This is a genomic window from Novilysobacter selenitireducens (genome assembly GCF_020026895.1).
Classification (GTDB): domain Bacteria; phylum Pseudomonadota; class Gammaproteobacteria; order Xanthomonadales; family Xanthomonadaceae; genus Lysobacter_C; species Lysobacter_C selenitireducens.
On the sequence record NZ_JAINZW010000002.1, the window covers coordinates 280,599 to 304,094 of the forward strand.

A 23,496-nucleotide genomic window follows, 5' to 3' on the forward strand; every position below is an offset into this window, starting at 1 on the left:
CGGCGCGCACCGGACCGGGTGACCGCGTGTACCGCATGACGGTGGAGCCGGCGTGGTCGCTGGACGCATGGCGCACTGCCGCGCGCGATGCGCTGCATGCGGGCGTGCCGCCCGACGAGCTTGACTGGGACGACGCCGACCGGCCTTCGCTGCTGGGCGCGTCGCTGCCGGGGCCCGACCCGGACCGTGCGAACAGCCGCGTGCCCCGCGCGCTGCTGGCCCTGGCCGAACGCGTGCTGGCCCATCGCGACCCCCATCGGCATGCGCTGCTGTACCGCCTGACATGGCGGTGGGCGAATGGCGAGCCCACGCTGCTTTCCAATCCGCTGGACGCGGATGTCCAGCGTGCGCACCAGCTGGAGAAGGCGGTGCGCCGCGACATGCACAAGATGAAGGCGTTCGTGCGTTTCCGCGCGTTGCCGGGCGCCGAGGAGCGCTTCGTGGCGTGGTTCGAGCCCGAACACCGCATCGTCGATCTCGTCGCGCCGTTCTTCGCCCGCCGGTTTGCCGGCATGCGCTGGGCGATCCTGGCGCCGTACCGAAGCGTGGCGTGGGACGGGCAGCTGCTGTCGTTCGGTGCGGGCGCGACGCCAGGCGATGCGCCGGGCGAGGACGCGCAGGAGGCGCTGTGGCAGGCGTACTACGCGCACATCTTCAATCCGGCGCGCCTCAACCCGCGGATGATGCGACAGGAGATGCCGCAGAAGTACTGGAAGCACCTGCCCGAGACGCACCGGCTGCCGACGCTGATCCGCGATGCGGGTGTGCGCGTGCGCGAGATGGCCGAACGCGATGCGCAGTCGCCCCGAAAGCCGGCGATGGTGCGCGGTGCGCTGGCGCAGGCCGCCGGCGATCGCGCGGCGGTCGCCACGGCCGGGCAGGGGTTGGGCAGTCTCGAGGCCGCCGCGCGCGCCTGCCGCGCCTGTCCACTCTGGCAGCCGGCGACACAGACGGTGTGGGGTGAGGGTCCCGTGGGTGCGCGCGTCATGGTGGTGGGCGAGCAACCGGGCGACGAGGAGGACCTCAGCGGGCGCCCCTTCGTCGGCCCGGCGGGACGGCTGTTGGATCGTGCCCTGCAGGAGCTGGCCATCGACCGGGCGGCGCTGTACCTGACCAACGCGGTGAAGCATTTCAAGTTCGAATTGCGCGGCAAGCGCCGGCTGCACCGGAACCCGGCCGTCAGCGAGCAGCACGCGTGCGCACCATGGCTGCGCGAGGAAATCCGTGCTGTACGCCCGGGCGTGATCGTATGCCTGGGCGCTACCGCCGCCCGTGCGGTTCTGGGCCCGGGATTCGCCGTGATGGACGGGCGTGGCCGGTGGCAGGCGCTGGAAGACGGCACCCGCGTGCTGGCCACGGTGCATCCGGCGTGGGTCCTGCGACAGCCCGCCGGCGCCACGCGTGAAGCGGCCTACCGCGGCTTTGTCGCTGACCTGTCCCGCGTTTCCGGGGCATCGCCGCCGGACGCGTCAATGCCGCCTTGACCTGCCGGCGCGCATGCTCGGGCTCCGCAACCGGAGCGCGCCCATGACCGAACGAACCCTCGAGGTGCCTTGCCCGCACTGCGGTACCGTCAATCGCGTGCCCGAAGCGCGCCTGGCCTCGTCGCCCTCGTGCGGTCGCTGCCACCTGTGGCTGTTCGAGGGCGTGGCGGCACCGCTGGACGCGGCGCTGTTCGAGAAGGTCGCCATGCGCGGCGACCTGCCGGTGCTGGTGGATTTCTGGGCGCCATGGTGTGCGCCGTGCCAGGCGATGGCGCCGGACTTCCAGCGTGCCGCCTCCACCCTCGAGCCGCGCATGCGCCTGGCCAAGGTCGACACCGAGGCCGTGCCCGAGCTGGGCGGCCGTTTCGGGATCCGCAGCATCCCCACGCTGGTGCTGTTGAAGGCGGGACGCGAGGTGGCACGCCAGTCCGGTGCGATGTCGCAAGCCCAGATCGTGGCCTGGGCGCGCGCTCAGGCCGGCGGCTGACCCACGGGTTCGTCTGCAAAGGCCCGCACGCGCGCAGCGGCCTGGCGGATGCGCTCGCGGTCGTACTCCAGCACCAGCGCGTGTTCGGCGCGCGCCAGTGCCATGTCCGACTGGCGCACCGCGGCCGCGATGTAACGCGCGTCGCCGGTGCCCGCCAGGCTTTCCAGCGACTTCTGCACACGCAGCGCGACCTCCACCAGCGCTGCCCCGTCGCGCGCGATCGGCACGAACACGTCCTCGAACAGGTCGTCGACGAGGATCCCTGGTACGCAGACGTTGGGGTAGGGCGTCTCCTGGGCTTCGGCGGGCGTCGGTGCCGCCCACGTTGCCAGCGACCGTGTCGCGCGGCCAAGGATGTCGATGGCGGTACCCGGGTCGTTGACCGCCGGCGACAAGGCGCGTGACGCGATCTCTGTCAGCACCGACAGCCCGAAACGCGGGTCCTGGTCGAAGGACCGCATGTCGCCGACGGAGAACGCGTCGCGCACCGCCTCTTCACCATCGTTTCCGATGCTCCCGTCGATCCACGCCAGCGGCCAGCGCGCGTCGACGTACGTGCCGGGCGGCGACGCGACCAGCACGCTGGCACCCTCGCCCGACGCCCAGTCCTCCAGCGCCCGCATGTCGACGTGCTGCACGTAGCCGAAGCGCTCCGAAGGCACCGGGTGCGCTCCCTTGGGCGGCTGGAGCGGTTCGGGGAACGGGCGGCCGCCCAGGAACGGGCGCACATGCCGGTCACGCAGAGCGCGGGTCGCGGTGTCCTCGACGCGGTCCGCCGTTTCGCCCACCCGGCCGAGACGGGAGACGTGGTCGATCCAGCGCAGCAGCGTGGCGACGATCACGACGATGACGAACAGCGTGACCACGTACAGCACGACGCGTCCGCGTTGGCCGTAAAGCCCCGCGTGCACGCCGATGATGCCGACCAGGCTGAAGAGGAATGAGCCGATGAACGTGGCCAGTGCGTTCTGCGCGCGCGTGTCCTCGGCCAGCAGTCGTGTCGCACGGGGGGTGACGTTGCTGGTGGCCGACGACAGCGCCGCGACCAGCGTACTCAGCGAAAAGATCGTCACCGACAGCATGCTGGCGGCAATGATGTTGAGCAGGCTGCTGACGGCTTCGGCGCCGATCTGGTCGGACAGTTCCCACGGGATGTAGCGCTCGGCGACGATCGCCACCAGCGCGGTCGCCACCGCCAGCGCCGAGAAGGCCGTGGCCCGGAACCAGAGGCGACGACGCGCCTGCAGCCATAGCCACTGCAGGCGCGTGGTGATGCCGTCCTGGCCGCTCATGCGACGACAGCGTCCATGCCGTCAGCCACCGGCCGGTGCGGGCGTGGTGGGCACGGGGCCGTAGGGATAGCGCTCGAAGATGGCCGCGATCGCGCGATCGGCGGCCTCCGCGCGCTCGGCCGGGGTGCGCTGGGTGACCCGGCCGATGGCATCACCGGTCCAGACCAGGTGGTTGCGGTCGGCATCGACCAGGTCCACGGTCAGCGTGCCCTCGCTGTAGCGGCTGACCTGTGCCTCGTCGTACCAGACGGGTACCGCCACGTAGGCGCGCGCGCGGTAGCTGTAGTAGTAGCCGATATCGGTACGCGGCACGCTGTAGACGTCGGTGCGCTCGCGGATCACGCCCTGGAAGTTGACGCGCAGGTCGGGGTTGGTTTCGTCGAAGCGGTAGCCACGTGCATCCATCTCGCGGCGGATGGCCGATTTGATGCGCTGCGTGAGGAAGCTGGTGTAGCCGGATTGTTCCATCGCCAGCGGCTCGTAGAACGCGTAGCTGCGGTACTGCGTGAAGTCGGCCTGCGGATCGAAGTCGGTGCGCACGCGCGGGCCCATGACGCAGGCGGCAAGCACGGCGGCCGCGGCGATTGCCAGCAACAGGCGCACGGCGGTGGTGAGGGTCATCGTCAGGCGGGTCATGACGGTGTTCTCCGGACAGGTGGATTCCAAGACGCTAGCAACGCCACCCGCGTGAGCCACGTGAATGCGGTGTGGTCGTGCACCGGCGGAGCGGCGGGACCGGCGGGTGTCCGGTATCAGGACAGTGCATCGCCCCGGCGCAGGTGCGCGATCACGTCGGCGGCCACCGCTTCGGGCGTGCGACCGGCAATGGCGACGTGTGTGCCGCCTTCGCCGCCCGGCGCCCACTGGCCCGGATCGGTTCCGTCGAACAGGCCGACCGTGGGCGCGCCCGCGGCATCGGCCAGGTGCATCACGCCGCAGTCGGCGCTGACATGCAGCGCCAGCGCGCTCTGCACGGCCGCGAGGCCCCGGATGTCGCTGGAGAAAAAGGTCGGGTAGCGGTCCTCCAGCATCGACCGCGCGAACGCGGGCAGCAGCTCGACGATCGCGTGGTCGGCGCAGGCCGGCTCCAGAACACCTAGGAAACGCGTCCACCACTCCAGTGGCAGGCACTTCGCGCCGGTGGCATTGGCGAAGATGCCGATCACCGGCGGCACGGTCGCATCCGATGTCGGCACCCGGGTCTGCGGGCTATTCGCCAGGACCGCAGCCAGGCGTTGCCGCCCGGCCTCGCGCTCGGCCGGTGACAGCCGCAGCTGCGGCGCGGGATAGCGGCCGTAGTCGGCGTCCCGGCGCGCGCGGCGCAACAGGTAGACCGGCAGCGCGCCGATGCCGCGCGGTGACTCGGGCACGTCGATGCCATGGTTAACGCGCGATTGCTTGGCCGGCCCGATGAAGCCGAGCGAGTGGCGGGGCCGCACCAGGTTCACCAGCGCGCGTCCGGTCTGTGAACGTATGTCGACATCGATCGCCAGGTCGTACCCGGCGCGGCGCATCGCCCGCACCCGGCGCAGCCATGTCAGCGGCTCGCGGAAGGCATGGCGGGGCAACACGTGCACCGTGCCCACGCACGGGAAGCCGGCAAACACCTGCGCGCCCACCGGGCTGCGCGTGACTACATCGACCTCGGCGCCCGGGTACGCGGTTTCCAGTTCACGCAGCAGCGGCGTCACCAGCAACGTATTGCCGAGGGTGTGGCTGACCTTGACCACCAGGATGCGGTGGATGCCGGCCAGCGGCAGGGGCTCGTCGGTGGCCTGCGTGGCGTGCGGCAGCAGGCGGTCCAACAAGCCGCGCGAAAACCGGCGTCGCCAGCCGTGGACGGAACGGGACAGCGTCAGCGGCGGGGCGTCGGGCATGGACATGCGCAGAGGGAGCGAGCAGAGCGGATTTTGCCACGCTGCCCGGCCCGGCAATGTATCGGTCGTTCCCGGCCAAGCGGCCTGCCGGGTGGGCGCGCGCCGCAGCCTTTTGCGGTGTGGAAGCGCGTGCTGAATCGGGCGTTCAGGACGGTCCGGTGCTGTCACGCGCAGCTGACCCGTGCGGTGTGAGGATCAGCGCTCATTCGAAGTCGCCGCCCCTCCAGGCGGATCGAGCGCATGACCCGATCAGCAGTCGTTCCAGACGTTTCTTCCTCCACCCCTTCAACGAGCGCGCCGCCGCTCCACCGCGTGCCTGGCCTTGTCGCCGAGTGCCGCGAGTGGGAGCTCACCCTCGGTGACGGCCCGGTCATCGCAGCGGCTGTCCATGACGGCCACGGCATGCGCGCCGCGCTGCAGCCGTACCTGGCCATCGATACGGCCACCCGCCGACGCGACGAAGACCCGCTTACCGGCGTGCTGACCTCGGTTGGCGACGTGCAGTTGCGCGTGCGGGCGTCGCGATTCGAAGCCGATCTCAACCGGCCGCGCGAGCTGGCCATCTCCCGCGACCCTGCCAATACGTGGGGCATCCAGGTCTGGGACGAGAGCCTGCCGGACGTGGAGATCGAGCGTTCGCTGGCCTACCACGACCGCTTCTACGCCATGGTCCGCCGCCTGATGGACGCGGCGATCGACCGTTTCGGTCAGGTGCTGGTGCTGGACATCCACAGCTACAACCACCGCCGTGACGGTGCCGACGCCGAGCCCGCGGATGTCAAAGGCAACCCCGAGATCGACCTGGGCGTCACCACGCTGGACCACGGCCGCCACGGTCGCCTGCTCGAGCGCTTCTCCGATGCCCTGCGCTCGGTGCCGCTGCAGGGCCGTACCCCCGATGTGCGCAACAACGTGCGCTACGACGGCGGCGGGCATTTCCCGGAGTGGCTGTACTCGACCTACGGCGATGCCGTGTGCGCGATCTCGCTGGAGTACAAGAAGGTCTTCATGGACGAGTGGAGCGGGCAGGCCGACATCGGCGCGCTCTACGACATGCGTGACGGGCTGCGCGCGGCGGTAGCGGCAGCGCGCCCGGAGCTGTCGGCATGACGGCCACCGCAGAAGCCCAGGGTGGCACGCGTCCGTTGCCGCCGATTGCCGCGAAGGTCGACCGTGCGCTGGTGGACCTGGACGCGAAAGTCGACTGGCTGACCGCGCTGTCGCCCATCCACAACGACGCACTCTGGGACGCATTCGAGGCCAGCGGCCGGCGCCACGTGCCACCACTGGAGTACCACCCGCTGGGCACCGACCTGCATGACGCCCGCGAAGCATTACTGGCGCTGCCCGTGGAAGACATCGAGTCGCCGCTGCTTCAGGGCCTGCTGGCCGAGAAGCAGCGCGAACTGGACCGGCAGATCGAGCTGGTGCGCCTGCGCGGCACCGACGGCTTCGTCAACGCGAGCATCGACCTGTTCGGCGGTGTCGAGCCCGGCCTGAAGGCCGTGGCCCGCGAGATCCTCGAAACCACGGAATGTGCGCCGCCGCCGGAACACGATGCCGGCATCGACGAGGTGCTGGCGGCCGTGCATGACGACCTGACGTGGTACCGCGAGCGTGTGCCCGGTTTCTCCGCCGAGGTGGTCGTCGACCCGGACATGAGCTCGCTGATGATGGTGTCGCACGGCCGGCTCTACATCGACGACGACATCCGCCTGCCGATGGCGCGCGTGCAACCGCTGGTGCAGCACGAGGTCGGCACGCACCTGGTCACCCGGCACAACGGCGGACGCCAGGCGCTGACGCAACTGGAGGTCGGCCTCGCGCATTACGACCCGCTGCAGGAAGGCTTGGGCGTGCTGTCGGAATACCTCGCCGGCTTCCTGCCGGCCGAGCGCCTGCGGGTGCTCGCCGCGCGCGTCATCGCCACCGACATGGCGATGCATGGCGAGGGCATCCCGGCGATCTTCGCCGCGCTGCACGACGGCCACGGCCTGCCGACCGAGGACGCGTTCGACATTGCCGTGCGCGCACTGCGCGGCGGCGGCCTGACCAAGGACGCCGTCTACCTGCGCGGCCTTCGCGAGCTGCTCGAGTACCTGCACGAGGGCGGAGCGTTCGAGCCGTTGTTTGCCGGCAAGTTCGCGCTGTCGCACCTGGTGGTGCTGGAGCAGCTCATCGACGAGGGCTGGGTGACCCCGCCCGAGCTGATGCCGCGCTACTGGTCCAACCCCGCCACCGACGACCGGCTGGCGCACTGCCGCAGCATTCCCGTATCCCGTCTCTGCCACAAGGAACCGCTTCAATGACGTCCAAGACCGCCTCCGGGCGCAGCAAGCCCGCCGCGAAGAAAGCGGCTGCGAAGAAGACCACCCGGCGCGCCAGCGGCAAGGGCGCTCGTCAGGCGCGCGATGACGCGTCCGCCCCCATGCGCCTGGGCTTCGTCGTCAACGACGTCGCCACGGAGAAGAACAACTACACGACGATCCGGCTGGCCCGCACCGCCGCCAACCGCGGCCACGAAGTCAGCCTGATCGGGCTGGGCGACTTCATCTACGACGCCGGCGGCACCATCTGCGCGCGCGCGCGCCGCCCCAGCAAGACGAAGTACAAGGACGACGACGCGTTCCTCGACGACATCCAGGGCGAGGACGCCCGTGTTGAGCGCATCTCGGTGGAGGAACTCGACGTCCTCATGCTGCGCTCGGATCCGGCCGAGGAGCTCAACGACCGGCCTTGGGCGCCCAACAGCGCACTGCTGTTCGCACAGCTTGCCGCGGCAAAGCAGGTCATCGTGCTCAACGACCCCAACCACCTGACCGACGCGTCCAACAAGACCTATTTCCAGCACTTCCCGGAGGAGGTGCGTCCCGTCACCTGCATCAGCATGGATTCGGGTGAGATCAAGGCCTTCATCCAGGAGCAGGGCGGCAGCGCGGTGATCAAACCGCTGCAGGGCTCGGGCGGGCAGAGCGTGTTCGTGGTGACGCCCGACAGCGGCGCCAACCTCAACCAGATGATCGAGGCGGTTACCCGCGATGGCTACGCGATCGCGCAGGAGTACCTGCCCGAGGCCGCCAAGGGCGACTTGCGCCTGCTCACCCTCAACGGCCGGCCGCTTCAGGTCGATGGCCACTACGCCTGCTTCCGGCGCTACAACGATTCCGGTGATGCGCGCAGCAACATCACCGCGGGCGGCAAGATCGAGATGGCGGTGCCCGACGAGGACGCGCTGCGACTGGCGGAGATCGTCGGCCCCAAGCTGATGCGCGACGGCATGTACCTGGCCGGCCTCGACATCGTTGGCGACAAGATGATGGAGATCAACGTCGATACGCCGGGCGGCATCAACATGGCCGAGGAACTGACCGGCGCCGACTTCAGCGGCTTCATCATCGAGGACCTGGAGCGCAAGGTGCGGATGCGCCGCTATTATCGCGGCCAGCTGAGCACCACCGACCTGGCGATCATGTAGCGCACGTAGCGCCGATGCCGACCCGCGAACTCGCGACACCTGTCTACCTGGTCCACGTGCCGGACCGGGCGGAGCGGTTTGCGGTGGTGTCCGACCACTACGACGCGTTCGAAGCCGATGCGGGGCTCTGGTTCGTTGCGTCCGACGCAGGCCTGTCGCCGCTCTACCACGACCTCAAGCGACGCCTGCGCCCGGCGGGGCCGTTCGCAGTCGCTTCGCTGGACGGGGTCCCGAAGTTCAAGCGCATGCAGCCGGGTGCGCTGAAATGGGTCCGCGAATGCAGTCGGCGCGTTTGACGCGCGGCCGGTTCCGGGTGCGACGAAAGTCAGTCGCCGAGCGCGAGCTCACCCTTCAACCGCGCCGCCGGTTCCAGCGTTAGCACGGTGTGCCGTGAGAAGCGGCGCGATTGCGGGCCGTTCCAGCTGCAGGTCTGCGGCGTGGGCTCGCCGGTGAGGAAGCACATCGGCAGCAGCACCGTACTGGCCACGGGTCGGCCGTTGACGCGTTCGGGATGGAACGTCCACGACAGGGCGGCGTCGCGCGCCGCCGTCTCCAGCGCGCGCGAGGGTCGCTCGCCGGTGTCGTAGACGGTGGCATCGGTGACCTGGCCGTCCGCGTTGACGTCCAGCCGCATCACCACCACGCCCGACTCACCGCGCAGGCCCGCAGCGCGTGGATATTCGGGGAACGCCATGGTGCGCGGTGCCGGTCCGGTGGTGGCGGACTCGACGTGCACGCCGTCGCCGTCCGTTCGCGTGCTGATGCGAAGCCAGGTATCGACGTCGGCGCCGCCGTTGTCGTCGACCGGCTGGAACAGCCAGCCGCGCACCTGCTGTTCCAGGACGGTCGCTGCCCCGGGCGGAATCTCGCCGGCCGGGGCCAGGGCGGTCACCCGCCCGTCGTGGTCGAGCGACACCGCGTAGGTATAGACGTGTCGTTCGCCGGCCGGTTCGGAGGCGCTGGCCTGGAGCGCGGTGGAGCCCAGCAGGGCGGCAATGCAGGCGATGGCAATGCGGTTCATGACCCCTCCCATGGCCGCCGTGCGGCCCTAGCACATGAATGTGGCAGGGCCATGACACACGCTCGGGCCCAGCGGTGGGTTACAGGCGTATGACATGCGCATGATCGCCGACGAACGGTAACGCGCGGCGGGCCGGGGGCGTGGGCCCCGTTGCGCGTGCCGGAGGAAAGCGCGCCCGGACGACTGGGTATGATCCGCCGATGGCCAAGCTGCTCCTCAACCTGCGCAATGTCCCGGACGACGAAGCCGACGACGTGCGCACAATGCTCGACGCCCACTCGATCGACTTCTACGAAACGCGTCCCAGCCGCTGGGGCATTTCGCACGGCGGCATCTGGCTCTCCGATGCCGGCGACCACCCGCGGGCGCAGGCCCTGATGGACGAGTACCAGGCATCGCGGCGCGAGCGGGCGCGGGCCGAGCGCGAGCAGCAACTGCGCGACGGCAGCGCCGAGACCTTCACCGACACCATGCGGCGTGATCCGATGCGCGTGGTGCTGTCCGTGCTCGCCATCGCGTTCATGCTGGGGCTGCTGGCACTGCCCGCGTGGCTCCTGCGCTCGTGACGGCCCCCGTCCCGCTGGCGTTGGGCCCGGGCGATCCCGTGCAGTTGCCGGACGGCATGCGTGAGGCGCTGGAGGCGGCCTACGCGACGCCCCCGCGTGCCTACCACCATGCGGGACACATCAACCAGCTGATGGTGCAATTCCGCGAAGTGGCCTCGGGGCCGGGCTGGCACCGGCCGGCCGACGTCTGGCTGGCGCTGCTGTACCACGACGCGGTGTACGACGCCGGGCGCGGCGACAACGAGGCCCGGTCGGCCGATCTTGCCCGCGAGCACATCGACCGGTGGCTGGTTGGGGTGGATGTCGATGCCAACCACGTGGCGGCGCTGATCGAACTCACCGCCCGCCACGGCCACATCGACGGGGCCGAGCTGGGGGAGGGCCCCGACGCCGACGACGCACGCCACTTCCTGGACTGCGACATGGCCATCCTCGGCGCACCGCCCGACGCCTTTGCGGCCTACGACCGGGCCATCGCCGCCGAGTACCGCGGCCACGTTCCGGCATGGCTCTACAAGCTCAACCGCAAGCGGTTCCTGAAGGCCTTGCTGCAGCGGCCGAGGCTTTACCTGAGCGACTTCTTCCACCAGCGACTGGACGCGCAGGCGCGCATCAACCTGCGCCGCGCGGTGACCCACAAGCAATGAACACGCCCGGCTACCCGCGCCTATGACCGACACGTCCTCCGCCAATCCCATGCACACCGCTGCAGGGACTGCACATTCGCCCGCCCGCGTGCTGTTCGCCAGCCTGGTGGGGACGACCATCGAGTTCTTCGATTTCTACATCTACGCCACGGCCGCGGTGCTGGTGTTCCCGACGCTGTTCTTCCCGACAGGCGACCCGGCGAGCGCCACGCTGCAGTCGCTGGCGACCTTCGCGCTGGCCTTCTTCGCGCGGCCGATCGGCTCGGCGGTATTCGGTCACTTCGGCGATCGCATCGGCCGCAAGGCCACGCTGGTGGCAGCGCTGCTCACCATGGGCATCTCGACCGTCGTCATCGGGCTGCTGCCGACCTACCAGCAGATCGGCCTCGTGGCGCCCGCGCTGCTGGCGCTGTGCCGCTTCGGGCAGGGGCTGGGGCTGGGTGGCGAGTGGGGTGGGGCGGTACTGCTGGCCACCGAGAACGCGCCGCCGGGCAAGCGCGCGTGGTACGGCATGTTCCCGCAGCTGGGTGCGCCGCTGGGATTCTTCCTGGCAACGGGATCGTTCCTGCTGCTGGGCGCATTCCTCGACGACGCCGCCTTCATGTCGTGGGGCTGGCGGGTGCCGTTCCTGGGCAGCGCGGTGCTGGTGCTGCTGGGCCTGTGGGTGCGGTTGAGCATCAGCGAGACGCCGGCGTTCCAGCGTGTACTCGACCGCCAAGAGCGTGTGCGCTTGCCGATGCGCGACGTGCTGGTCCGCCACCCGCGCGCACTGCTGGTCGGCACGCTGTCGGCACTGGCGACCTTCGTGCTGTTCTACCTGATGACGGTGTTCGCACTGAGCTGGGGCACGTCGCAACTGGGCTATTCGCGCGATGCGTTCCTGTGGCTGCAGATGGCCGGCGTGGTGGCGTTCGCAGTGACCATTCCGCTGGCCGCGCTGCATGCCGACCGGCACGGACGGCGGCGCTCGATGATCATCGCCACGCTGGCGATCCTGGTGTTCGGCCTGGTGCTGGACCGGTTGTTCGTGGCCGGCAGCCTGGCTTCGGTCGGCGCGTTCCTGCTGCTGGGGCTGGGGCTGATGGGGCTGACCTACGGGCCGATCGGAACGCTGCTGGCCGAGCAGTTCCCCGCGCCGGTGCGCTACACAGGCGCGTCGCTGGCATTCAACCTGTCGGGCATCTTCGGCGCCTCGCTGGCGCCCTACATCGCGACCTGGCTGGCCGGCCGCTTCGGGCTCGACAGCGTCGGCCTGTACCTGGCCGCCGCCGCTCTGCTCACGCTGGCGGCGCTGTGGTCCATCCCGCGGCGCGCACCCGACGCCGCGGCTTGACCGGGTCCGGGCTCAACGCCCTAGCAGCCTGAGCAGGGCGCGCGCGGCGTCCTCCGACGAGGCCGGGTTCTGCCCCGTCACCAGGTGGCCGTCGACCACGACATGGGGCTTCCAGTCCTCGCCGCAGCTGTAGTGCGCGCCGTTGGCCTTGAGCACGTCCTCCAGCAGGAACGGCACCACGTCGGTCAGGCCGACCGCGTCCTCCTCGCTGTTGGTGAAGCCGGTCACCTTGCGGCCCTTTACCAGCGGGTCGCCGTCGCGGTTCAGGGCGTTGCGCAGCACCGCGGGCGCGTGGCAGACGGCGGCCAGCGGCCGGCCGGCGACGTCGCAGGCTTCGATCAGTTCGATGGAGTCCGGGTCCTCGGCCAGGTCCCACATCGGGCCATGGCCGCCGGGGTAGAACACCGCGTCGAAGTCGTCGCGCACGACCTTCGAAAGCTTCTCGGTATGGGTCAGCGCCTCGATGGCGTCCTTGTCGTTGCGGTAGCGCTCGGTGGCCGCCGTCTGGGCATCGGGCTCGTCGCTCTTGGGGTCCAGCGGCGGCGGGCCGCCCTTGGGCGAGGCCAGTACGACCTGCGCGCCGGCGTCCTTGAACACGTAATACGGTGCGGCGAACTCCTCCAGCCAGAACCCGGTCTTGCGGCCGGTGTTGCCGAGGCGGTCGTGCGAGGTCAGGACCATCAGGATCTTCATGGGCGGGGGCTCCAGGTCAACAGGAACGCACGCTAGCAATGCGGTCGCAAACCTCGCGTGATGCGGTCAGCGGCGATCCGGCGGTGGCTGGTCCCGGGTCCAGGCCGCCGACTCCACGCCCCGGCGCTTGGCGCGGCGCTCCCAGCGCTCCCGGGCCAGCGCGCGCATGTCCTCCACCGTGTCCTGCTCGTCGACGATCTCGTCGCCCAGCAGGGTCTCGATCAGGTCCTCAAGGGTCAGCAGGCCCAGCGTCTCGCCGTACTCGCCGACCACCAGGGTGATCTGGTGGCGTCGCTCCAGCAGGCGCTCGAGCACGGTGGACAGCGGCTGGGAGCCGGGGATGGCGGGAAGTTCGCGTTGCAGCTCCGACACCAGGCGCGAGTTCTCGCCACGCGCGTGCGCGAGCAGGAGGTCGTCCTTGAGGATGAAGCCGTGCACGTCGTCGAGGTCGGTGCCGTACACCGGCAGCCGGGAAAACGGGGTGTCGCCGCTGTCCTCCAGTGTGTCGCCAACGGTGCGGTCGCCCGGGATCGCCTTGACCACCGTGCGCGGCGTCATTGCATCGCGCGCTTTCAGCGCGGTCATGCGGAACAGGTTGCGGATGATGCGCGACTCGCGTTCGTCGATCTGCCCAGCCTCCTCGCCGACGTCGGCCATGGCCACGAACTCGTCGCGGCTGAAGACGTGCACCTTCTTTCCACGCGATACCAGCCGCGTCAGCAACTCCGACATCTTGATCAGCGGATAGAGCATCACGATCAGGGCCCGGACGAAGCGCGCGGTGGGGCCGGCCAGGCTGCGCCAGTACACCGCGCCCAGCGTCTTGGGGACGATCTCCGACAGGAACAGGATCAGCAGCGTGGCAACGGCGGAAAACACCCCGACCCAGGCGCTGCCGAACACCACCGTGGCCTTGGCGCCCGAGCCGATGGCGCCAGCGGTGTGGGCGATCGTGTTGAGCGTCAGGATGGCCGCGAGCGACTGGTCGACATTGTCCTGGCGCAGGCGCTGCAGGGTCTCGGCCAGCTGCGGACGCGTCTCGCGCAGGCCCTGGATGTAGGACGGCGTGATGCTCAGCAGGGTGGCCTCGGCCACCGAACACAGGAACGACAGCACCAGCGCGCCCAGCAGGTAGACCAGCAGCAGGGTGACGTCCAGCGTCGTGTAGCCGGTCGTGCCGCCGTCGCCGGTATCCACCGGGGCAGCGCCATGCGCGGGCAGCAGGACAGCCGCCAGCACCAGGGCGACGGCAACGAGGGCAGGGCGGCTGGGGCGCGCAGGGACATGCATGGGCGGCAACGGTTCCGGTTTCGGATTGCCGGGCCACGTTAACGCGCGTGCGGTGATGCCCCCATGCATCGCCAGCAGGGCATCGCTCAAGAATCGGGCGTGGGGGCCGATGTCGCGGACATACGCCGGAGTCCTCCGGTCGAGGGCCGGCGCCGCCGGCCATGCCCATGTCGATGCCACCGAGCCGCCCTGCATCCATCGACGCCAGACTCCAACCCGGGTCGGCTTCCGCCGCGCGGGGCGGTGCGGTGGTGCCGGCGCCCGGGGCCGGGCAGCCAGCCTCCGTTCCTGCGGCAGGCACCGCCCAATGGTCGCCGGCGGCGTCGCTGCTGGCGCAACTGGAGGCCGGCGACAGCCAGCGCGTGCCCCGTATCGACGAGCTGCCGGCAGATGTGCGGCGGCAACTCGCGGCCGTGCTCGCCTCGCGGCTGGACGTGATCCGGCAGGCGGTCGGCATGCCACCGGGTGAGCCGGTGCGCCTTCATGTCGCCGCGCAGGGCGGTGTCGAGGTCACCGGCGACGATCCCGCTGCCGTGAGACTCCAGGCGGCGCTGGACTTGGACGCACTGGCGGTGGCGCTGGTGCGTTACCTGCACGGGTCGGCCGAAGGCACGCCGGCAGCAGGATCATCCGCCGACATCGCCAGCGGCCGCGTTCTGCCCTACGTCCGGGGCGATGAGCTGCACCCCGGCGTGGATCCGTCACGCATTCCCGGCCATCCGCATGCGGATGCGGGGCGCCTGGTACATGCACTCGATGGCATGCGGGGCGTCGTGTGGGCGGTGGGTGTCGCGATCGCAGCGCTGGTGGTCGCTTCCTTGCTGTAACGAGCGGGCTGCGGCACAGGGCGGGCGCGACCTGAAGGACAGGGAATAGAGAAATCCCCCCATCCCCCCTTTTCCCGAAGACGAGGGAACCGTCGAGCCTCGCTCCGCGCGCCGCCGTCAGTTGTTGACGATCAGCACGAACGGGCCGTGCGGGGACGTCATCGCGACGGCCAGCGTCCGGTCGTCCTGGCGAAGGAAGTTGACCGCCGAAACAGCGAAGTCCGGCGGCGCAGCACGGTAGCTGGCGTCGGCGGGGACGGTCTCGCGCACCACGTAACCCATCAGCACGTTCACCAGCTCACCCAGCGCGTCGCGCGCGAGGGCGTCGTCGCACTGCGCCGGTTCGATCGACAGGAACGCGCAGGCCATCCGGTGCATGGTCGCTTCGTCGCACGCGATACCGATGGCCATCGGTGCGTCGCAGGCGATGCGTACGTGGGCGGTCACATCGCACCCGGCCAATGCTTCGGCCGAGCCGACCACGTTCGCGACCTGGCATGGCCCACCCAGCGTGCGCGGGAACAGACGCACGCTGGTGTTGATCGCGCTGGTCATCGCCTCGCCCAAGGGGTGGCCGGCGACGCCGACCTCCAGTGCCTTCAGGGCGTCGGCGCGCTCGGCCTGGTGCTCGCGCAGCGCGGCATCGAGCTGCAGGCGGTTGATCGAGCCCTGCTCGATGAGGATTTCGCCGAACAGCTTGCGGCGTGCCTTCTGTTCGGCCAGCAGTTCCTCGACCTGCGCGCGTTCGAGGATGCCCATCGACTCGGCGATGTCGCCGAAGCGTTGGTCCTCGGCGCGCTGGCGTTCATTGATACGTCGGGCCTGCGCCGCGCTCATCCAGCCGCGATTCTGCGCCAGCTCGCCAAGCATCGGGTTGGACGCGTGCTGCGCTTCGAGTGCGGCCAGCAGCTGCTGGCGGTTGATGAGGCCCTGTTCGAGCAGGAACTGGCCGAAGAACTTGGCTGCCATGGGGACCTCGTGCGTCAGGCGACGGTTTCGTGGAGCACGCGCGCCATCACGTCCGGATCGATGGGCTTTTGCAGGTAGGAGCGAGCGCCCAGTCGCAGGCACTCCTCGATGTCGGCCTGGGCGCCCAGCGAGCTGAGGATCACCACGCGGGCCTGGTTGTCGTGCGCCAGGATTTCGCGCAGCGCCTGCTTGCCGTCGCGCTTGGGCATCACCAGGTCGAGCAGTACCACGTCGGGTTGCAGCTTGAGGAACTGCGCGACCGCGTCCTCGCCGTTGTCGGCCTCGCCCACGACGTCGAATCCGCAGTCATCGAGCTGGCGCGCGGCCAGCATGCGCAGGGCGCGCGAATCGTCGCAAAGCAGGGCGGTAGGGCGGGCGCTCATCGGTGGTTTCCTGGCAAGCGGAAAGGGGGTGTCCTGTGCCGGGTATCGGCCGCGGCGGTGGATTCTTTAGGACATCCGATGATCCGGCGCGATCGGGACGAGCGCCCTCGCGACGCGGCAAGCGCTGGTGCGAGGGCGTCGGATAGGCCATGAGCCACCGCGCGCAACGGCCGTGGGGTCCGCGTGGCGCGGTGCCCGTTCAGGCGCTCGCGATCCGGCCCCGGCCAGCCCGCTTGGCCGCGTAAAGCGCGGTGTCGGCGCGGTCGATGACGGCATGGAGCGCCATGTCGGGGTTTTCGTCGATCGCGATGCCGATGCTCACGCGCGCGCGGACCAGGCTCGCCTGGATCGTCCGCGCCACGCGGTCGGCCTGCGCCGCCGCGCAGCCCGGAAGCACCGCGCAGAACTCGTCCCCGCCCAGCCGCCCGAACACGTCCCCGCGCCGCAGCGCGCCGCGACACGCATCGGCGACTTCGACCAGCGCGTGGTCGCCGGCGGCATGGCCGTGGCCGTCGTTGAGCGTCTTGAGGTTGTCCAGGTCGATCATCAGCACGGCAACCGGCTCACCGCGTCGCAGCGCCGACTCACGCGACTGTTCGGCCAGCTCGAGGAAGAACGCGCGCGAGCAGGCGCCGGTCATCGCGTCGTGCGTTAGCAGGCGGCGCAGGTTGCTGTTGTCGGTGTACAGCACCGGGATCGCCAGGCCGAAGTAGCTGCCGGCCGCCAGCGTGACCATCGCGAACTGCAGCGTCAACGCGTGGTCGCCCAGGCCCAGGCTGGCCACGGCCACCACCAGCACCGTGCTGATGACCGCCACCGACGTCAGCGATTCCAGCATCCCCTGCGTGTGGGCGATCCACAGTTGCAGGACGATCGCCAGGAATACGGGGAACAGCAGCGACTCGTGCTCGGGCACGGCGGCCAACGCGAACAGGCCGGCCAGCGCCAGGGCCAGCACCAGCGACAATTTCGGCAACAGGCGGCCGCCGGTGTGCGGCGGGCGGGGCAGGGCATCGAAGGCGTACAGCGCGTCGTGCAGTGGCAGGCGGGCACGCTCGGCCAGTCGCCGCAGCCCGAGCATGAGCAGCGGCCCGAGCGCGGTCAGGCCGGCGTAGTCGCCGATCCACCAGGGCAACGCGGTGGCGAGGATGGCATCGCGATCCAGCATCCCGGCCCAGTGCATGGTCCACGCGCCCAGCCACGCCGCCAGTGCGGACGCCACGGCACCGCCCACGAGGAAGGCGGCGACCGTCCGCGGCAGCGACGGCATCGGCCCATGGCTGACCGAGGCCAGGGCGAAGCGGGCGGCCAGGCCGAACGACATCACGTGCGCGACCGGGAACAGCACCAGTGCCGCCACCCAGTGCGCCGGGCTGGCGGGCGTCGAGTGACCCATCACGGTGACGGCGCTTGCGGTGGCGGACGCGGCCAGCAGTGCCGGGGTGGCCCTGCGCCATCCGAATGCCGCCACGGCTGCGAACGTGACCGCCGCCGGCGGGAACCACAGGCTGGCGTGCGGCGCGTAGGCCATGAGCTGTGCCGCGGCGTAGGCCAGCAGCCACGCCAGGTACACCGCTACGGGCGCGGCGAGCCTCAACGTCCGGCGTTCGGCAGGTGCAGCGAGGCTGGTGTCCACCCGTGAGCTCATGGGATTAGTGGCCGGCTGAATTCTATCGGTGTGGTCCATCGGGGTGCGATGTGCGACGCACTGTCGCCGACGATAGCGGCCGTGGCCGCCCCGACTTGAACCCGCGAGCGGGCACCTACCTGACATCAGGCCGTCACGAAGCCGCCGCAGCATCGCGCCCGATGGACATCCTGATGCTGTCGGACGTGTACTTCCCGCGGGTCAACGGGGTCTCGACCTCGATCCGCACCTTCGCCCGCTCCCTGCTGCGGATGGGCCACCGGGTGACGCTGGTGGCGCCGGACTACGGCGACAGCGCCACCGCCACGGTGCCGGACGACTCTGGACTGGAGGTCATCCGACTGCCGTCCCGGGTGATCTTCTTCGACCCCGAGGACCGGCTGATCCATGCCCGGGCCATGCGTCAGGCCGTCGACCGGCTGGCCTCGCGGCCGTGGGACGTGATCCACGTGCACACCCCGTTCCGCGCGCACACGCTCGGCGTACGGCTGGCGCGGCGGACGGGCTGCCCGCTGGTGGAGACCTACCACACCTATTTCGAAGAGTACGTCGGCCACTACCTGCCCTGGCTGCCGACGGCGATTACCCGCCGCCTGGCGCGCGCGGTTTCGCGTCGCCTGTACCACGAGGTCGACCACCTCATCGTGCCGAGCGCCGAGATGGTCGGGGTGCTGGCGCGTTACGGGATCCGTACCCCGCACAGCGTGATTCCGACCGGGCTGGAGCTGGCGGAGTTCCACGGGGGCGACGGCGCGCGGTTCCGCCGCCGGCACGGCATCGACCCGGGGCGCCCGACGCTGGTCACGGTCAGCCGCCTGGCCGTGGAGAAGAACATCGGCTTCCTGCTGGCGGTGGTGGCGCGGCTGGTGGCCGAGTTCCCGACGCTGCTGTTCCTGGTCGCGGGCGAAGGCCCGGATGCGTCGCGGCTGCGTGCCCGCGTCGAGCAACTGGGGCTGCGGGCCAACGTCCGCTTCTTCGGCAACCTGGATCGGGAACGCGAGCTGCTGGATGCCTACCGCGCGGGCGATGCGTTCGTGTTCGCCTCCCCCACGGAAACGCAGGGGCTGGTCCTGCTTGAAGCGATGGCGCTGGGCGTGCCGATCGTGTCGACCGCTGTGATGGGCACCGCCACGGTGTTGGCCGGTGCCGGCAGTGCGCTGGTCAGCGAAGAGGAGGTCGACGCGTTTGCGGACAGCGTCGCGCGCGTGCTGCGCAGCCCGGAACTGCGTGCGGCGCTGGCGGACGCCGGCCCGCGCGATGCGCGTCGCTGGAGCACGGAGGCGCTGATGGGGCAGGTGGTGGCGTTGTACCGCAGCCTTGCCGACGCGACCGATAGCGCCGCTATGCCCGCCCTGGATCATCCGCGCTAGGGCTTCACCGGGAGGGCTCGGTCACCGGGGGCGTCGGCGGCCGTCGTCAGTCGTCCAAAAAAAAGGCCGCGTGCGAGACACGCGGCCTTGCCGTCGGAGACGGTGGGTCTTCAGCGATCCATCTTGCCCAGTGAGCTGTCCAGCACCCGCTGCAGCTTGCGCGCCGCGCCTGCGATGGCATCGCGCACCGTCTCGGCCTCCTCGGTAGCCGCCAGCGGCGCACGGCCATCGATCCGCGCTTCCATGGTGCAGTGCTTGTCGGCGGCGCCCGACTTGCCGCCATTGACGTCGCTCAGGTGCACCTCGACCCTCGAGACCTGGCCGTTGAAGCGGCCGAGTGCGCCGTCGACCACGCTTTCGACGTGCTGGGCAAGCGACTCGTCGCCCTGGATGTTGTTATCGGTGTTGAGTAGGACTTTCATGCGTTCGGGAACTCCTGTTGGGGGCGTGGACACCTGCGCTGCGATGGTGCATCCCGCGGCAGTGCCCGGGGCGGGCGCTGGTTCCGCAGGCGCGGTGGCATCGCCGGCGCGCAACCCCACGTTAGCCATCGGCACATCTAGAACCCGTTAATTCGCAGCCATCGCCCACGGCAATGGCCCTGTGCCGATACCTGCGACCCTGGAGGCCCGCGTAGCCGCAGGCGCCAGACGGGGGCGGTCCTGCCGTACCGCCCCGGGCAGTCAGGCTCCGGGGTCCGTGGCCACGTAAAATGCGTCGATGATCCTCAACGTCGCCGCCTATCACTTCGCCCCGGTCGCCGACCCCGACGCCCTGGCCGACCGCATCCGCGCACGGGCCGAGGCGCTGGACCTGCGCGGCACCGTCCTGGTCGCACCCGAGGGCGTGAACCTGTTTCTCGCGGGCACCGACGAAGCGGTCCGTTCCGTGCTGGACACCGTCAGGAGCGAAGCCGGTTTCGAAGCGTTGCAGGCCAAGTTCAGCCACTGCGACGAGGTCCCGTTCGCCCGGCTCAAGGTCAAGCGCAAGAACGAAATCATCGCCTTCCGACGCGATGGTGCCGTGCCCCTCGACGAACGCGCCCCGGCCGTCTCGCCGCCGGACCTGGCGCGCTGGATCGAACAGGGCCACGACGACGCAGGCCGACGCCTGGTGCTGCTGGATACCCGCAATCGCGAGGAGGTCGGCCACGGCACTTTCGCCGGCGCACTGACCCTGCCCATCGACAACTTCGTCGACCTGCCCGAGGCGCTGGCGCCGCATCGCGAGTCGCTGGCCGACGCCACCGTCGTCAGCTTCTGTACCGGAGGCATCCGCTGCGAGAAGGCGGCCCTCTGGCTGCGTGCCGACGGCATGGACAACCTGTTGCAGCTCGACGGCGGCATCCTCGGCTACTTCGAGCAGGTCGGAGGCCTCGGGTACGAGGGCAGGTGCTTCGTGTTCGATGAACGGGTGGCGCTTGATCCGGGCCTGAAGCCGGTCGCGGTGTCACACGCCGGCGGCTGAGTCCCGCACCGATGCGCAAGCCTCCGACCCCGAAGCCGTGGAGCCGCTCCAATCCGAAACCGCGTGCCGCGCGGACCACGCTGTCACCCGAACTGGTCGAAGAGGCCCGTGCACGGGCCGAGGCGGCGGGACGTCGTTATCCGAACCTGGTCGACAACATGTGGGCCGCGAGGAAGGCACGGCAATCAGCCAAGGGTGAGGGATCGGTAACGCCTGGCGCTGGCGACCGGATTGGTGAGGATGATCGTGGCGACTGAGCGTCGAGGTTGTACCGACTGCCGCGGGAATGCCCGGCGCAATCAGTCGTAACGCATCCGTCGCGTCATTCCGCCATCGACGATGAACTCCTGCCCGGTGGTGAAGCCCGACGCCGGTGAGAGCAAGTGGACGGCGAGGGCCCCGATGTCCTCGGGCGTGCCGACGCGACCGGCGGGATGCTGGGCATGATCGCGTTTGGACAGTCTCGGGCGCCGCCGGGCGGCCGGCTTGCGCCAGGCATCGGTGGCGATCCAACCGGGGCTGATGCAGTTCACGCGCACGGCCGGTCCGGCACTGACGGCCAGCGCATGGGTGAAGGCGACCAGTCCGCCCTTGGCTGCGGCGTAGGCCTCGCAGTCCGGCTCGGACTGGTGCGCGCGGGTCGATGCGATGTTGATGATGCTTGCGGCGCCATAACCCTTTGAGGCTTCAGCCCGCAGGTGGGGAAGCGTGTGCTTGCTGCACAGGAACGCGCCGCCGAGGCTGGCGTCGAGACGACGCTGCCACTCGCGAACCTCCAGCCGTTCGAGCGGACCGCTGACCGGGTCGGGGATGCCCGCGTTGTTGACCAGCCCGTGGATGGCACCGAAGTGCGACGCGGCGCGATCAACGAATCGCGCGACCTGTGCTTCCTTCGCCACGTCCACGCGCACGAACAGGGCACGATCGCCCACATCCCATTCCTCCAACGCGGCGCGACCCGCATCCGTGTCCGTGTCGCCGATGCACACCGACCCGCCGGCGCCGAGCACCGCCTGCGCGATGCCGCGGCCTATGCCCTGGGCGCCGCCGGTGACGAGGACGGTGCGGCTTTCAAGCGGCCGGGCGGGGTGGGGGTGGATGGAGGGTGTCAGCGTCATGGAGCGGGCCGTGGTCGCGGGCAGGCAACGGTGGCAGTCAATGCGTTAACGCGGGGCGAGAGCGCTCCCTCCCCTGCGTGCAGGGGAGGGTTGGGGAGGGGTGCTTTGCGAGCGTGAGCCTGAAGTGCACCCCCTCCCAACCTCCCCCTGCAGGCAGGGGGAGGAGTGGATCCGCTCTGGCTTCCTGCGGCGCTTCTGCCGTTCAAGTGCAAGGTGAGCGAGGGACATCCGCCGCGCCAATCGATCAGCGCGCCGCCAGCCACTCCACAGCACCTCGCCCGGCCCGTAGCCCGCTGGCGAAACACGCGGTGAGCAGGTACCCACCCGTGGGCGCCTCCCAGTCGAGCATCTCCCCGGCGCAGAACACGCCCGGTATCGAAGTCAGCATCAGCGCGTCGTCGAGCGCTTCCAGCCGCACGCCCCCCGCGGTGCTGATCGCCTCCGCCATCGGCCGGGCACTGCGCAACACCAGCGGCAGGCGCTTGATCGTGCCGGCCACGCGAGCCGCATCGTCGAAGTCCGTCGGTGCCAACACTTCATGCAGCAGCGCGGCCTTGACCCCGTCGATGCCGGCCTGCCGGCGCAGGTGCTCGCTGCGGCTGCGCTTGCCGCGGGGCTTGGACAGGTCGAGCTGGAGGCGCTCGCGCGTGCGTCCGGGGGCCAGGTCCAGGTGCAGCGTCGCCTGTCCGTCGCGTTCGATCGCCTCGCGCAGCATCGGCGACAGCGCGTACACCAGGCTGCCTTCGATGCCGGATTCGGTCGCCACGCACTCACCCTGCAACTGTCGGGCATTGCCGGATTCATCTGTCCAGTGAGCCACCACTGGCTTGAGCGGTGCACCGGCGTGGCGCTGGACGAAGTGCGGCGTCCAGTCGATGTCGAACCCGCAGTTGGAGGGCTTGAGCGGCGCGACGTCGACGCCGCGGCCCGCCAGCGTGCCGACCCACGCGCCGTCGGAGCCGAGTTGCGGCCAGCTGCCGCCGCCCAATGCCAGCACGGTGGCGCGGGGGCGGACCTGGATGGCCCCGCCGGGTGTTTCGAACTGCAGCGCGCCATCGTCGCTCCATCCGATCCAGCGGTGGTGCATGTGGAACTGCACGCCTGACGCGCGCAGCCGCCGTACCCAGCCGCGCAGCAGCGGCGCGGCCTTGCGATCCAGCGGGAACACGCGGTCGGAACTGCCGACATAGGTGTCCACGCCCAGGCCGCGCGCCCACTCGCGCAACGCATCGCCATCGAAGTCATCCAGCCACGCCGCGACTTCGGCCTGGCGCTCGCGGTAACGGGCGTCAAAGCCGGGCCGCGGCTCGGCGTGCGTCAGGTTGAGCCCGCCCTTTCCGGCGATCAGGAACTTGCGGCCCACCGAACCCTTGGCGTCGAACACCGCGACCGACAAGCCGGCCGCTCGCGCGACTTCCGCCGCCATCAACCCTGCAGGCCCGCCGCCGATGATCGCGACGTCCGGTGGGGGCAGGGGCTGGGTCATCGGCGGGTCCGTGTGCGGGGCGCGCCATTGTGCCAGTGGCGATCCCGGCGCCCTCATGCTCGC

Annotated in this window: 24 protein-coding genes; 12 read left to right on the forward strand and 12 right to left on the reverse strand. The window is 70.1% G+C overall.

The genetic code is table 11. The features are described 5' to 3' along the window. Positions 1-26: 26 nt before the first annotated feature. Together K6753_RS05105 and trxC are read left to right on the forward strand one after the other, a co-directional pair. On the forward strand, positions 27-1,484 hold the full coding sequence (locus tag K6753_RS05105) for a UdgX family uracil-DNA binding protein (RefSeq protein ID WP_223675101.1): 1,458 nt from the start codon (positions 27-29) through the stop codon (positions 1,482-1,484). A gap of 43 nt (positions 1,485-1,527) precedes the next feature. Further along, positions 1,528-1,971 (forward strand): thioredoxin TrxC, encoded by a 444-nt coding sequence (gene trxC / locus K6753_RS05110; protein WP_223675102.1) that lies wholly within the window; start codon positions 1,528-1,530, stop codon positions 1,969-1,971. On the opposite strand, the gene K6753_RS05115 is transcribed toward trxC, so the two are convergent. The 3 genes from K6753_RS05115 to K6753_RS05125 form a co-directional block, all read right to left on the reverse strand. Then, positions 1,956-3,263 (reverse strand): DUF2254 domain-containing protein, encoded by a 1,308-nt coding sequence (locus tag K6753_RS05115; RefSeq protein ID WP_223675103.1) that lies wholly within the window; start codon positions 3,261-3,263, stop codon positions 1,956-1,958. The genes trxC and K6753_RS05115 overlap by 16 nt on opposite strands. 21 nt (positions 3,264-3,284) lie before the next feature. Continuing rightward, positions 3,285-3,899, reverse strand: coding sequence for a DUF4136 domain-containing protein (locus K6753_RS05120; protein ID WP_223675104.1), 615 nt, complete (start codon positions 3,897-3,899; stop codon positions 3,285-3,287). Positions 3,900-4,015: 116 nt separating this feature from the next. Beyond that, entirely contained in the window at positions 4,016-5,140 is a 1,125-nt protein-coding gene (locus tag K6753_RS05125; RefSeq protein ID WP_223675105.1) for a glycosyltransferase family 9 protein, read from the reverse strand. Positions 5,141-5,452: 312 nt separating this feature from the next. Between K6753_RS05125 and K6753_RS05130 the strand changes: the two genes are divergently transcribed. The 4 genes from K6753_RS05130 to K6753_RS05145 are packed head-to-tail and all read left to right on the forward strand — an operon-like array spanning position 5,453 to position 8,911. Beyond that, positions 5,453-6,250, forward strand: a complete 798-nt coding sequence (locus K6753_RS05130; protein ID WP_223675106.1) for an N-formylglutamate amidohydrolase — start codon at positions 5,453-5,455, stop codon at positions 6,248-6,250. Beyond that, positions 6,247-7,449: a peptidase MATCAP family protein gene (locus K6753_RS05135; RefSeq protein ID WP_223675107.1), complete on the forward strand. Its 1,203-nt coding sequence runs from the start codon at positions 6,247-6,249 to the stop codon at positions 7,447-7,449. Before K6753_RS05130 ends, K6753_RS05135 begins: the two co-directional genes overlap by 4 nt. Further along, positions 7,446-8,615, forward strand: coding sequence for an ATP-grasp domain-containing protein (locus tag K6753_RS05140; RefSeq protein ID WP_223675108.1), 1,170 nt, complete (start codon positions 7,446-7,448; stop codon positions 8,613-8,615). The genes K6753_RS05135 and K6753_RS05140 overlap by 4 nt, the downstream gene beginning before the upstream one ends. 14 nt (positions 8,616-8,629) lie before the next feature. Beyond that, positions 8,630-8,911: a hypothetical protein gene (locus tag K6753_RS05145; protein ID WP_223675109.1), complete on the forward strand. Its 282-nt coding sequence runs from the start codon at positions 8,630-8,632 to the stop codon at positions 8,909-8,911. 29 nt (positions 8,912-8,940) lie between these two features. Here the strand turns inward: K6753_RS05145 and K6753_RS05150 are convergent, their stop codons facing one another. Beyond that, positions 8,941-9,636: an energy transducer TonB gene (locus tag K6753_RS05150; protein ID WP_223675110.1), complete on the reverse strand. Its 696-nt coding sequence runs from the start codon at positions 9,634-9,636 to the stop codon at positions 8,941-8,943. Between the two features lie 200 nt (positions 9,637-9,836). Between K6753_RS05150 and K6753_RS05155 the strand changes: the two genes are divergently transcribed. The 3 genes from K6753_RS05155 to K6753_RS05165 are packed head-to-tail and all read left to right on the forward strand — an operon-like array spanning position 9,837 to position 12,182. Further along, complete coding sequence (locus tag K6753_RS05155) at positions 9,837-10,202, forward strand: DUF6164 family protein (protein WP_223675111.1); 366 nt, start codon at positions 9,837-9,839, stop codon at positions 10,200-10,202. A gap of 56 nt (positions 10,203-10,258) precedes the next feature. Beyond that, positions 10,259-10,849 (forward strand): HD domain-containing protein, encoded by a 591-nt coding sequence (locus K6753_RS05160; protein WP_223675714.1) that lies wholly within the window; start codon positions 10,259-10,261, stop codon positions 10,847-10,849. Positions 10,850-10,871: 22 nt separating this feature from the next. Continuing rightward, positions 10,872-12,182: an MFS transporter gene (locus tag K6753_RS05165; RefSeq protein ID WP_425492067.1), complete on the forward strand. Its 1,311-nt coding sequence runs from the start codon at positions 10,872-10,874 to the stop codon at positions 12,180-12,182. 12 nt (positions 12,183-12,194) lie between these two features. Here K6753_RS05165 and K6753_RS05170 read toward each other — a convergent pair whose 3' ends face one another. Continuing rightward, positions 12,195-12,875, reverse strand: a complete 681-nt coding sequence (locus K6753_RS05170) for a type 1 glutamine amidotransferase domain-containing protein (RefSeq protein WP_223675112.1) — start codon at positions 12,873-12,875, stop codon at positions 12,195-12,197. 66 nt (positions 12,876-12,941) lie between these two features. Beyond that, entirely contained in the window at positions 12,942-14,165 is a 1,224-nt protein-coding gene (locus K6753_RS05175) for a CNNM domain-containing protein (protein WP_223675113.1), read from the reverse strand. A 251-nt stretch (positions 14,166-14,416) separates the two neighbouring features. Here K6753_RS05175 and K6753_RS05180 point away from each other — a divergent pair, with 251 nt between their 5' ends. Beyond that, positions 14,417-14,992 carry a hypothetical protein gene (locus K6753_RS05180; protein WP_223675114.1) on the forward strand — a complete coding sequence of 192 codons (576 nt, stop codon included), beginning with the start codon at positions 14,417-14,419 and terminating at the stop codon, positions 14,990-14,992. A 117-nt stretch (positions 14,993-15,109) separates the two neighbouring features. Here K6753_RS05180 and K6753_RS05185 read toward each other — a convergent pair whose 3' ends face one another. The 3 genes from K6753_RS05185 to K6753_RS05195 form a co-directional block, all read right to left on the reverse strand. Further along, a complete protein-coding gene (locus K6753_RS05185) occupies positions 15,110-15,961 on the reverse strand; it encodes a cyclic di-GMP-binding domain-containing protein, MshE-related (RefSeq protein WP_223675115.1) in 852 nt (283 codons plus the stop codon). Between the two features lie 14 nt (positions 15,962-15,975). Then, on the reverse strand, positions 15,976-16,344 hold the full coding sequence (locus tag K6753_RS05190) for a response regulator (RefSeq protein ID WP_223675116.1): 369 nt from the start codon (positions 16,342-16,344) through the stop codon (positions 15,976-15,978). 199 nt (positions 16,345-16,543) lie between these two features. Beyond that, positions 16,544-17,980, reverse strand: coding sequence for a GGDEF domain-containing protein (locus tag K6753_RS05195; RefSeq protein ID WP_223675117.1), 1,437 nt, complete (start codon positions 17,978-17,980; stop codon positions 16,544-16,546). Between the two features lie 173 nt (positions 17,981-18,153). On the opposite strand from K6753_RS05195, the gene K6753_RS05200 reads away from it, so the two are divergent. Continuing rightward, a complete protein-coding gene (locus K6753_RS05200) occupies positions 18,154-19,362 on the forward strand; it encodes a glycosyltransferase (RefSeq protein WP_223675118.1) in 1,209 nt (402 codons plus the stop codon). Positions 19,363-19,472: 110 nt separating this feature from the next. On the opposite strand, the gene K6753_RS05205 is transcribed toward K6753_RS05200, so the two are convergent. Further along, complete coding sequence (locus tag K6753_RS05205; protein WP_223675119.1) at positions 19,473-19,784, reverse strand: HPF/RaiA family ribosome-associated protein; 312 nt, start codon at positions 19,782-19,784, stop codon at positions 19,473-19,475. A gap of 298 nt (positions 19,785-20,082) precedes the next feature. On the opposite strand from K6753_RS05205, the gene K6753_RS05210 reads away from it, so the two are divergent. Then, on the forward strand, positions 20,083-20,829 hold the full coding sequence (locus K6753_RS05210) for a sulfurtransferase (protein ID WP_223675120.1): 747 nt from the start codon (positions 20,083-20,085) through the stop codon (positions 20,827-20,829). Positions 20,830-21,128: 299 nt separating this feature from the next. On the opposite strand, the gene K6753_RS05220 is transcribed toward K6753_RS05210, so the two are convergent. Together K6753_RS05220 and K6753_RS05225 are read right to left on the reverse strand one after the other, a co-directional pair. After that, positions 21,129-21,947, reverse strand: coding sequence for an SDR family oxidoreductase (locus tag K6753_RS05220; protein WP_223675122.1), 819 nt, complete (start codon positions 21,945-21,947; stop codon positions 21,129-21,131). Positions 21,948-22,191: 244 nt separating this feature from the next. Further along, complete coding sequence (locus tag K6753_RS05225) at positions 22,192-23,433, reverse strand: TIGR03862 family flavoprotein (RefSeq protein WP_223675123.1); 1,242 nt, start codon at positions 23,431-23,433, stop codon at positions 22,192-22,194. Positions 23,434-23,496: the final 63 nt, after the last annotated feature.

Excerpts from the sequence above, each read along its gene's own strand:
- K6753_RS05190 (WP_223675116.1), bottom strand. The coding sequence starts at position 16,344 with ATGAGCGCCCGCCCTACCGCCCTGCTTTGCGACGATTCGCGCGCCCTG.
- K6753_RS05160 (WP_223675714.1), top strand. The coding sequence starts at position 10,259 with ATGCGTGAGGCGCTGGAGGCGGCCTACGCGACGCCCCCGCGTGCCTAC.
- K6753_RS05220 (WP_223675122.1), bottom strand. The coding sequence starts at position 21,947 with ATGACGCTGACACCCTCCATCCACCCCCACCCCGCCCGGCCGCTTGAA.
- K6753_RS05135 (WP_223675107.1), top strand. The coding sequence starts at position 6,247 with ATGACGGCCACCGCAGAAGCCCAGGGTGGCACGCGTCCGTTGCCGCCG.
- K6753_RS05155 (WP_223675111.1), top strand. The coding sequence starts at position 9,837 with ATGGCCAAGCTGCTCCTCAACCTGCGCAATGTCCCGGACGACGAAGCC.
- K6753_RS05205 (WP_223675119.1), bottom strand. The coding sequence starts at position 19,784 with ATGAAAGTCCTACTCAACACCGATAACAACATCCAGGGCGACGAGTCG.
- K6753_RS05170 (WP_223675112.1), bottom strand. The coding sequence starts at position 12,875 with ATGAAGATCCTGATGGTCCTGACCTCGCACGACCGCCTCGGCAACACC.
- K6753_RS05225 (WP_223675123.1), bottom strand. The coding sequence starts at position 23,433 with ATGACCCAGCCCCTGCCCCCACCGGACGTCGCGATCATCGGCGGCGGG.
- K6753_RS05165 (WP_425492067.1), top strand. The coding sequence starts at position 10,872 with ATGACCGACACGTCCTCCGCCAATCCCATGCACACCGCTGCAGGGACT.
- K6753_RS05175 (WP_223675113.1), bottom strand. The coding sequence starts at position 14,165 with ATGCATGTCCCTGCGCGCCCCAGCCGCCCTGCCCTCGTTGCCGTCGCC.
- K6753_RS05120 (WP_223675104.1), bottom strand. The coding sequence starts at position 3,899 with ATGACCCGCCTGACGATGACCCTCACCACCGCCGTGCGCCTGTTGCTG.
- K6753_RS05210 (WP_223675120.1), top strand. The coding sequence starts at position 20,083 with ATGATCCTCAACGTCGCCGCCTATCACTTCGCCCCGGTCGCCGACCCC.
- K6753_RS05150 (WP_223675110.1), bottom strand. The coding sequence starts at position 9,636 with ATGAACCGCATTGCCATCGCCTGCATTGCCGCCCTGCTGGGCTCCACC.
- K6753_RS05125 (WP_223675105.1), bottom strand. The coding sequence starts at position 5,140 with ATGCCCGACGCCCCGCCGCTGACGCTGTCCCGTTCCGTCCACGGCTGG.
- K6753_RS05200 (WP_223675118.1), top strand. The coding sequence starts at position 18,154 with ATGGACATCCTGATGCTGTCGGACGTGTACTTCCCGCGGGTCAACGGG.
- K6753_RS05145 (WP_223675109.1), top strand. The coding sequence starts at position 8,630 with ATGCCGACCCGCGAACTCGCGACACCTGTCTACCTGGTCCACGTGCCG.
- K6753_RS05115 (WP_223675103.1), bottom strand. The coding sequence starts at position 3,263 with ATGAGCGGCCAGGACGGCATCACCACGCGCCTGCAGTGGCTATGGCTG.
- trxC (WP_223675102.1), top strand. The coding sequence starts at position 1,528 with ATGACCGAACGAACCCTCGAGGTGCCTTGCCCGCACTGCGGTACCGTC.
- K6753_RS05185 (WP_223675115.1), bottom strand. The coding sequence starts at position 15,961 with ATGGCAGCCAAGTTCTTCGGCCAGTTCCTGCTCGAACAGGGCCTCATC.
- K6753_RS05140 (WP_223675108.1), top strand. The coding sequence starts at position 7,446 with ATGACGTCCAAGACCGCCTCCGGGCGCAGCAAGCCCGCCGCGAAGAAA.